The 8583-nt window shown below is 60.8% G+C and carries 9 protein-coding genes, 1 tRNA gene and 2 pseudogenes; 10 read left to right on the forward strand and 2 right to left on the reverse strand.

Going from position 1 to position 8583, the window contains the following annotated elements; all coding sequences use genetic code 11:
* Positions 1-63 precede the first annotated feature (63 nt).
* The 6 genes and pseudogenes from MTR72_RS39935 (at position 64) to MTR72_RS39960 (ending at position 4191) form a co-directional block, all read left to right on the forward strand.
* Positions 64-136, forward strand: a tRNA-Glu gene (locus MTR72_RS39935).
* A 711-nt stretch (positions 137-847) separates the two neighbouring features.
* Positions 848-1036 carry a hypothetical protein gene (locus tag MTR72_RS39940; RefSeq protein WP_341512321.1) on the forward strand — a complete coding sequence of 63 codons (189 nt, stop codon included), beginning with the start codon at positions 848-850 and terminating at the stop codon, positions 1034-1036.
* A 132-nt stretch (positions 1037-1168) separates the two neighbouring features.
* Positions 1169-1399 carry a hypothetical protein gene (locus tag MTR72_RS39945; protein WP_341512322.1) on the forward strand — a complete coding sequence of 77 codons (231 nt, stop codon included), beginning with the start codon at positions 1169-1171 and terminating at the stop codon, positions 1397-1399.
* 40 nt (positions 1400-1439) lie between these two features.
* A complete protein-coding gene (locus MTR72_RS39950; protein ID WP_280969646.1) occupies positions 1440-1628 on the forward strand; it encodes a hypothetical protein in 189 nt (62 codons plus the stop codon).
* Between the two features lie 314 nt (positions 1629-1942).
* On the forward strand, positions 1943-2530 hold the full coding sequence (locus tag MTR72_RS39955) for a hypothetical protein (protein ID WP_280969647.1): 588 nt from the start codon (positions 1943-1945) through the stop codon (positions 2528-2530).
* A gap of 307 nt (positions 2531-2837) precedes the next feature.
* Positions 2838-4191 (forward strand): annotated as a pseudogene (locus MTR72_RS39960) (transposase).
* Positions 4192-4370: 179 nt separating this feature from the next.
* On the opposite strand, the gene MTR72_RS39965 reads toward MTR72_RS39960, so the two are convergent.
* Together MTR72_RS39965 and MTR72_RS39970 are read right to left on the reverse strand one after the other, a co-directional pair.
* Positions 4371-4652 (reverse strand): helix-turn-helix domain-containing protein, encoded by a 282-nt coding sequence (locus tag MTR72_RS39965; RefSeq protein ID WP_220009973.1) that lies wholly within the window; start codon positions 4650-4652, stop codon positions 4371-4373.
* A 553-nt stretch (positions 4653-5205) separates the two neighbouring features.
* Positions 5206-6216: pseudogene (locus tag MTR72_RS39970) on the reverse strand (IS110 family transposase); the annotation flags it as partial.
* Between the two features lie 278 nt (positions 6217-6494).
* Here MTR72_RS39970 and MTR72_RS39975 point away from each other — a divergent pair.
* From MTR72_RS39975 to MTR72_RS39990, 4 genes are all read left to right on the forward strand, one after another.
* Positions 6495-6959: a DUF2840 domain-containing protein gene (locus MTR72_RS39975; protein ID WP_341512323.1), complete on the forward strand. Its 465-nt coding sequence runs from the start codon at positions 6495-6497 to the stop codon at positions 6957-6959.
* Positions 6956-7468: a S26 family signal peptidase gene (locus tag MTR72_RS39980; protein WP_341512324.1), complete on the forward strand. Its 513-nt coding sequence runs from the start codon at positions 6956-6958 to the stop codon at positions 7466-7468. Before MTR72_RS39975 ends, MTR72_RS39980 begins: the two co-directional genes overlap by 4 nt.
* A 206-nt stretch (positions 7469-7674) precedes the next feature.
* Complete coding sequence (locus tag MTR72_RS39985; protein ID WP_280969656.1) at positions 7675-8364, forward strand: lytic transglycosylase domain-containing protein; 690 nt, start codon at positions 7675-7677, stop codon at positions 8362-8364.
* Positions 8361-8583: hypothetical protein (locus MTR72_RS39990; protein WP_341512325.1), on the forward strand; the 223-nt coding region annotated here is incomplete at its 3' end. The genes MTR72_RS39985 and MTR72_RS39990, both read left to right, overlap by 4 nt.

The following is an 8583-nucleotide window of genomic DNA, read 5'->3' on the forward strand; positions in this document are numbered from 1 at the left end:
CGAGCAGCCAAACTCGATGTCGATTATTCCTCCCTCTTTGGAGGTCGAGAAAATTAACATCCTGCCATCGTCTAGCGGCCAGGATGCCCGGTTCTCAGTCGGGATGACGCCGGTTCGAATCCGGCTTGCGGCTCCAATTAACAGAAGGCTGCCAACTGCGGCGGCCTTCTCCCATTATTGGCCGTCCCGCTAAACTGCCTCGGCTACCTTATGGTTCTTGCATCGCCCTGATTGGGGTAACAAGCAGACATGCATCGCCAGTAATTGGCCTGTGCTATTTCGCTGCAAACACGATCATTCCCACAGCCGGCTGAGCGGACTTGCTGCGCACAGCCGCAGCGGTCTTAAGCAATTGCTTCTCCGGTGATTGCCGCCAAAAATAATACTGCGAAAATGAGCTTCATGATCGTATACCCCTCAAGGTTGTGCCAGACCGGCTGGGGCAAAGCTGTCCGGGTCATCTAGAATCGTCCGCAGTTGCATTGGGCCGTCTGTAATCTGGTTCACATTTCTCTGCGGCGATTTGGCGCGAGCGCAATGACGGGCGATGGCGACGTAACGCTGTCTGCTTGGCAGTGCCTATTCAGTTTGCCCACGTAGCTCAGTGGATGAGCGCCTTGCTACGAACGAGGAGGACGCAGATTCGAATCCTGCGGTAGGTCCCCATGACCTCGGTAAAGCTCGTGTGGAAGAGCACCGCGTTTGGGCCGCGGGGGCGCGTGGTCGCACGCCACCCAGACCAGGCTATCGCCTCTTAGCTCAGTTGGTAGAGCGTCGCCCTCTGAAGGCGAATGTCCGCGGTTCGAGCCAGTTTATCGCGCGAGCCACGCGGTGAGCACGAGGAGAAATGGCGCGGAAACGATGGGCGCATGAGCGACATTCAGCGCAGATTGACGAGATCAAGAAAGTCTATTCGGACCTGTACTCACCGCGCGATGCGCTTGCCGACATGCAGCGCCGCCTTGAGGAGGTGGAGCGGCGGCTTGCGCTTGCGCAGCAACAGGCACTGGAACAAGGGCAGCGCCGCCAGCCATAAGGTAAGTGGTTCGACAGGACCTAGGTGCGGACCGGTCGAACTTCAACGCAGAATCGCCAACCCGCGGCAACAGGGTCCGAGCTTCTTTCTTTGGAACGACCAATCGAAAGGCGCGTTTCGCGGGATAGTTCGGTGCTTTTTCACATCGACAACCTCCACCCCAATGTAGAAATCGGGGAGGAACTGCCGATGACATCGCCTCCAGCCAATGCGGAGAGGTTCCGTAGAGCAGCTGAGAAGTGCCGTGAGCTGGCGGAGGAGGCGACGAGCCCGCTGGATAAGGAGGCTTGGTTGCGCCTTGCCGAGGATTGGCTGAAGCTTGCGCAACAGGCGGACGAGGACACTAGGTTTGGGCGGAGATAATTACCTCGTCCGTCAAGGCCCATCGTCAGTGGAAATCGCGATGACGGTCAAGGAGCTCATAGCTCGACTGCAGGCGCTTCCCAACCAGGATGCACTTGTAATTATTGCAAGCGTCAATGCAAACGAGTGGCTGATAGCCACCGGCGTCGTTGAGCGCCGTATATCAACATCACCTGCAAACCCGGATTTTGTCGTACCAGGCAACGATCCTGGCGTGGAAATCATTTAGCGCCTTCTCCTACCGAAGGTCCTTGGGCCAAGGCTTTTTTGCCTTTTGCGAATTTCGGGACGGGTTTTTTCGCCTTTGGTTTCGCAAAATGGCCCGTAAGCGGGACTAGACAGCGCGTGTACTATGGACCGCTCGGCCAAGTTTCCGCTTTAACGCCCACAAGCGACAGAAAATCAGACCTTTATAACGAACGCGATGGGGCAACAGCAATCGTCGCAACAGCGAGACATCTTGGCGCACTCCGGCTTTTAGCAGCGCACCCACTTGGTTTGGGGTACAATTTAATGCCGGTCGACCACTACAGGAGGTAAGCCATGAACAGGCTCTACGCTCTCGCGTCGGTGGGGTTCTGCGCAGCTTCGGCAGCCCTCATCGCGTCCGCATCGGCTTTTCCAACCGAGGAAATCCCGAAGACCGAACCAGAGTACATCGCCAAGGTGAAGACCGCCGCTCCGGCGCCGGTTGTGAACAGCGCGACGATCACCATGCCGCAGCCAGATGGGTCTTCTAAGACCGTCCAAACCGGATCGAACGGGTTCACGTGCTTTATCGGCAAGGATGGAACGCCGGAATGCGACGACCAGAACGCCATGGAGTGGCGCAAAGCCTTGCAGGCCAATCAGGCCCCGCCGCACAACATTGGCCTCATTTTCATGCTGGCCGGTGACACCGGCACGAGCAATCATGATTCCGCCGAACGACACACGCACCAGCATTGGGTCCAGACCGGGCCGCATGTGATGATCGTCGGCGGCGCAGCACACGAGATGCTTAGTCCCTATCCGCGCGATCTGGATGTCAAAGACCCGACGCAGCCCTTCGTCATGTTCCCAGGCAAACCCAACGAGCACCTGATGATCCCGGTTCACTCGCAAGAGCTTACGACCGGTAGCACGCGGTGACGCGGTGAACTCCGCCGTGCCTGAGACCGGCGGCGCGGCGGCTGATTGTCCATTTCAAACGTTCGTTGGCGACCGCCTTGGGTCACAGCCGGGAAGACCCGAACGGAGCATCCCGCCTTGTGCGTATTTCGGGACCGCGTTTTTGGCCTTTGGCTCCTCGCAAAATCTCCCGTGAACGGGGCGAGCTAGGGCGTGTACCTCATAAAGGCACGGATGTCGGCTTTGGGGTGATTCTGTTGAAAAAGGCGGCGGTTGCGACTCAGAGATAGCAGTGATTCAGTCTGTCTAATTGGCAGGACTGAAGGTCATGATGGGGCATCGGCAAGTCGAACAGGCTGCGTTGTTCTATGAGTTCTCGCTCGAAAGAGCATATCCCCGCCGACCACTTGCTCCGGTCGATCGACAGATTTGTCGACCTTGAACAGGTCAGGCAGGATCTAGCACCTTTCTACAGTAGCATCGGTCGACCTTCGATTGATCCCGAACTGATGATCCGGATGCTGCTGATCGGCTACTGCTTCGGCATTCGATCGGAGCGGCGCCTTTGCGAGGAGGTCCACCTTAACTTGGCCTACCGGTGGTTCTGCCGGCTCGGCCTGGATGGAGCGGTGCCGGATCATTCGACATTCTCCAAGAACAGGCATGGTCGGTTCCGGCAGAGCGATCTCTTCCGTCGCGTGTTCGAGTACGTCTTGCGCCGATGTATCGAGGAGCGGCTGGTCGGCGGTGAAGGATTTGCCGTTGATGCGAGCCTGATCAAGGCCGATGCCAATCGGCAGAAAGGGGTCGAAGGCGACAAGGGACTTCCAGCGGAGGCTACCGGCCGAGCGATCGATGAGTATCTGGCTGTCCTTGATGATGCCGCTTTCGGCGCCGCGACCGAAGTCACCCCGAAGTTCGTGTCGCCCTCCGACCCGGCGGCGCGCTGGACGGGGGCGCACGGCGGCCAAGCCTTCTTTGCCTACTCAACGAACTATCTGATCGACGTCGAGAATGCGATCATCGTCGATGTCGAGGCGACCACGGCCATCCGGCAGGCGGAGGTGTTGGCCGCCAGGCGCATGATTGAGCGCTCGTTCGAACGGTTCGATCTCTACCCGAGCCGGCTCCTCGGCGACAGCGGGTATGGCTCGGCCGAGATGCTCGGCTGGCTGCTCTATGAGCACGGGATCGAGCCACACGTTACGGTGTTCGACAAGTCGGCCCGCCCAGACGGGACCTTGTCGCGCGAGGACTTCAGCTATGACCACGCGGGTGACGTCTATCGCTGTCCCGCCGGCAAGGTCCTCACAACGACCGGAACGCTGGTGAACGACGGTGCCACGATGCTTTACGTCGCCAGCAAGCGCGATTGCGATCGATGCGCCCTCAAGTCCCGGTGCTGTCCCAAGCAGCCATCGCGGAATGTACCGCGCTCCATCTATGAGGGCGCTCGCGATATGGCGCGCCAGATCGCCAGGTCATGGGAAGGGCGCACTTCGCGTCGGCTCCGCAAAAAGATCGAGATGCTGTTCGCGCACCTGAAGCGCATTCTCAAGCTCGACCGTCTACGGTTGCGAGGTCCAAACGGCGCGCGTGACGAGTTCATCCTCGCAGCCACCGCTCAGAACCTTCGCAAGATCGCCAAACTGATTCCGATGCAAACCCTCAAGCCCGCTTAAATGCCAGCCAAGCCGTTCGGCCGCTTTCGAGCTGGCGCCATTACATCGAATTACTGCCGCCTTTTTCAACGGTATCGGCCCTTCAGCGACCTCGGGAGAGGCCCGCTTTCCCGCCGCTCTTAGGGATTGAGCAGACATCAGGCGGCCAGCCACTTAATGAGTACACAGCCGTGCAGCGACTACTTGCTCTTAGGGCTGGGACGAATCCGTTTCCGGCCCTTGGCTAGCGGCTTTGGCGTGGCGGCTCCCTTGGGCGGTTCAAGAAAGAATTCTGAGAGCCGAACACCTAGCGTTTCGGCCAGTCGCTCGAGCAGATCTATGGTTGGATTCTCGGTTTGTCGCTCCAAGCCGCTCATATATGAACGATCAATCCCAGCATCGTATGCCAGTTGCTCTTGCGGAATACCGCGAGCGACGCGGATTCGGCGGACGTTCCAGGCCACAAGCGCACGAGCTTTCATGCGCAAAAGCAGCCATCGTGTAGACCATCAAACCACTGGCTATAACCGATCTAACATACTGACACTAACTTCTTGTTGTGAATCAGTACGTTGTGAACAAGTCGGCCGCGCGTGCAACGAGGATGCCTCATGCATCCACTCTCTCACGCGCAAAGCTTCGCTGCAATACGATTGTTGTCACCAATGCACGCGCGCCAACGCGATCGCGCGCAAGTCTGCGCGATCACTGACGTCAACACCATCGCCTGATGCGCGTCACATCCTTTTGCAGCCACTCGCTCGTCGAGGAGAACTCGCTAACATCCGTGGTTGGCACGACGGCCACCACAAGCCGGAATCTGAGGAAAGGGCGGTCAGGCTAACCAGCGCCGTGCTTGATGGCTTCAAATGCCGTCATGAAGCCGCCGGCAAGAAAAGTTGCGATCTCACCCGCATCCCCGTCTCCTCGGGAGACGCTGCTCCGCCGTGGCGGAAGGAAAAGGCGCGCGTGGAAGCGGCCGGGTCGCTGCGGCGATGTAAGGGCCTCCGCGACCCGGCCGCGCTTGCCGCCGGCGCCAAACCGGAACGTCGTGCCACTGCTCCAGATCTTGTGCAGCAGCACGGCGAGCGCGCGTGCCACGGCGGTTGCCGCGCGCTTCAAACCCTTCTTCCTGGCGAGCCGCAGGCCCCACAGCCGCAGCTTAAAGTTCTTATGGATGCGCGTGAGAATCGCGATCGCCGCCTCATACAGCATCGCCCGCGTCAGCTGGTCGCCGCATTTGGAGATGCCGCCGATCCGGTCGGTCTGTCCGGATTGATAGCGCCGCGGCGTCAGGCCGAAATGCGCGCCGACATTGGTCGACTTCCTGAATCGCGCCGGATCGTCGACAGTGGCGCGGAAGGTCAGCGCTACGAGTGCGCCGACACCGGGTACCGTCATCATCCGCCGCACGGCATTGTCGCTGCGCGCCGCTGCCAGCGCGAGGCGCTGCAGCTTTGCCAGCTGCAGCCGCATCGCGCTTCTAGCGTCCAGCAACGGTGCGACAATGACCTCCAAATCCCTCTTCCCGGCCATGATCTCGCGCACCCGCGCGTCAAAGCGGCCGACCGAGATCTCGCCGACCTTGAGGCCAAACGGGCGCAACAGGCCGCGGATCATGTTCTCCATGTCGAGCACCTTGCCGAGCAGCGCCTTGCGTCCGACCAGCAACGCCCGCAGCGTTTGCGCGCTCTCCGATTTGACATGGACCGCACGGAACCAGCCGGTCCGCATCATCTGGGCGATGCCCCTGGCGTCATTCCTATCCGTCTTGTTCAACATCGCGTTCATCGCCGCCTTGGCATGCCGGGTCTCGATGCAAGTCACAGGGAGGCCCTTTTCGGCGAGCGCCGTGAACAGCCAGGCAGAGTAGGAGAACGCTTCCAGCCCGACGCGCTTCAGGCGCATGCCCCATTCCGCCAGGAACAGCTCGATCGCGTCCGGATCGGCATCGAGTTTCGCTTCCCGGACGACCTGGCCGTCGCCGTCCACCACGCAAATGTTCGTCGCCTCCAGCGACACGTCGAGCCCTGCATAGAAGTCCATCATTCGCCTCCACCGCCGACCGCCGGACCGCACCGCGCGCTCCGTTCGCGAATCGTTGCGAGGCATTTTCGCAGCAGCACCGCCGGCGAGGGGGCACCGGTCAGTACACCGGCTAACCAGAAATCCTTCGGATTTCTTCTAACGGAACGGCCCGAACGCCGCGTTGGCGCTGCTAGGCAACGGCAGTCCGACAGGCCAGCCTGCCTTTGCAGGCCATTCACACTCGCGACCAAGCACCAAGCCCACGGCCGCCAGCTCCAGCGTCAGGGAGCCGTGTCATGAGCGACCTCACGGAAGTAGAAGTGTTGTGGCTCGAGAAACGCATCGAGAACCGCATTCGGTTCGGTCGCATTGTCGAGGAACGGAAGCCTGATCGCCACCGGCGTGTCCTGTCATTTGCGCCAGGCAGCGTTCTTGCTTTCGTCCGATGGACCTCCAATGACTTTGGCACGATCATTTCTCGCATCGACATCTTGCGCGCGGTCGCTCCGGGACAGCGCTGCTCGACCATCCCTTATGTGACACCCGGCGGAGAGATTTTGCTGCGCCTGTCCGGTTGGCCGAAGGTCGAGCGCGTGCTGCAGATGGTCGATGCCATCGAGGCGCTCGACATCGATCCGGCTGACGTTGCGCCCGATCATTGGCACCACGTTCACAACCGCCTGTCCGTCAATGAAAACCCGCGTCCGTATACGAAAGCGCGCCATCAGGCCTGGCTTCATCGCCAAAAGGTGATGCGATGACGGGCCGCATGAAGACGCTGAGCGCGACGATTGGGGTCGCTGCTGCTCTCATCGCGACGATCGTCCTAGAGCCGCTTCCGCTTTACATCTGGAACGCATCCGCGAGCGTGCCGATCGGCCTCTACCGCCTCCGCCTGGCGGATCAATTCCAGGTCACTGAATTGGTCGCCGTGCAGCCGCCGGAGCCGCTCGCGACTTTCCTCGACCTGAACGGCTACTTGCCCATTGGCGTACCCATGCTGAAGCGCGTGCTCGCCCTTCCGGGGCAGCGTGTTTGCAGAACCGGCCTCTCGATTTCGGTCGATGACGTCGCGGTGGGCGAGGCGAGGGATCGCGACGAACGCGGGCGGCCGCTGCCGAAGTGGCAGGGCTGCCGCGTCGTCCGTGACGGCGAGCTGTTTCTGATGAACTGGCAGTCTCACGATTCTCTTGACGGCCGGTATTTTGGATTTCTTCCGGCATCTAGCGTGATCGGCCGTGCGCTGCCGGTGTGGACGTGGGAGGAGTGATCGTGCGTGTTCCACGCTCTTACCTCGCCATTCCTCTGTTCGATCGATCGCGGGATCATTCCTCCGTCCCGACCAATGCTAGCAGGGCCGACGCGCGCCGCGGCAGTCCAGCGCGGCCGCATGGCCGGCGCGAAGCGGCTTTACCCTGGACGGGCGCGAGCGCAACGGCATGCTTGGCTCGGTCGGGCGTGCGCGTTTGGGCTGTCGTGTCGCTGCTGCTTATTTTCGCTGTGTCGGACAGTGCCGCTCTAGCCCAGAGTGGATCGGCGTCGGTTCAGGCGGTTGCTCAGGCAAGCAAGCCGTTTGCAGCCTTCGTCGACGAAGCCTCGCGGCGTTTTACAATTCCGATGGACTGGATCGGGTCGGTCATCAACGTCGAAAGCGCTGGAGACGGGCACGCCAAGTCGCCCAGAGGAGCAATGGGCCTGATGCAAATCATGCCGGCGACCTGGGCGGAGCTTCGCGAGCGCTACAATCTCGGGAACGACCCCTACGACCCGCACGACAACATTCTGGCCGGCACGGCTTACTTGCGCGAACTGCTCGATCGGTATGGCTCTCCTGGCGTGTTTGCCGCGTACAATGCGGGACCAGCTCGCTACGAAGAGCATCTCGCAGGCGGCTCTCTGCGAGAGGAGACGCGAGCCTACGTCGCAAAACTTGCAAATCTGCTTGCCATTGAACTGCCGCCGAGGTGGACGTCCAGCGGACAGTCATCGGCAGCGGCGACGTTGTTCGTCGTGCGAGCCAATCTCATTAAAACGCGCGATCGGTTGCCGGCGCTCATACCGTCCAGCGGTGTCACGACCGCAATTTCGGCGCCCGATGTTTCGCCCATGGTTCCACGCCCTCTTGGCGTGTTCGTCCCTCGATCGGATTCGGGAGCATCGCAATGAGCAAATGTGCGGGTTCGCAAGCGGATGGCGTATGGGCGATGCCTTCGGCCCGCGCTCTACTCGTCGCTTCGCTCCTCACCGAGCCACCCTTCGGGTGTCTCGGCCCTTCGGGTAACGATCGCTATCGCAAGCGCTCGGAAGTAGTTGGGGCTTCGCGAGTTGGCTCCCAAGTCGCGGCGGCTTTTTCGGAATCCGGCGCCTGGGAGACCACGACGGCAG

Origin of the sequence: Bradyrhizobium sp. ISRA442, from assembly GCF_038085055.1 — a bacterium.
Lineage (GTDB): Bacteria > Pseudomonadota > Alphaproteobacteria > Rhizobiales > Xanthobacteraceae > Bradyrhizobium.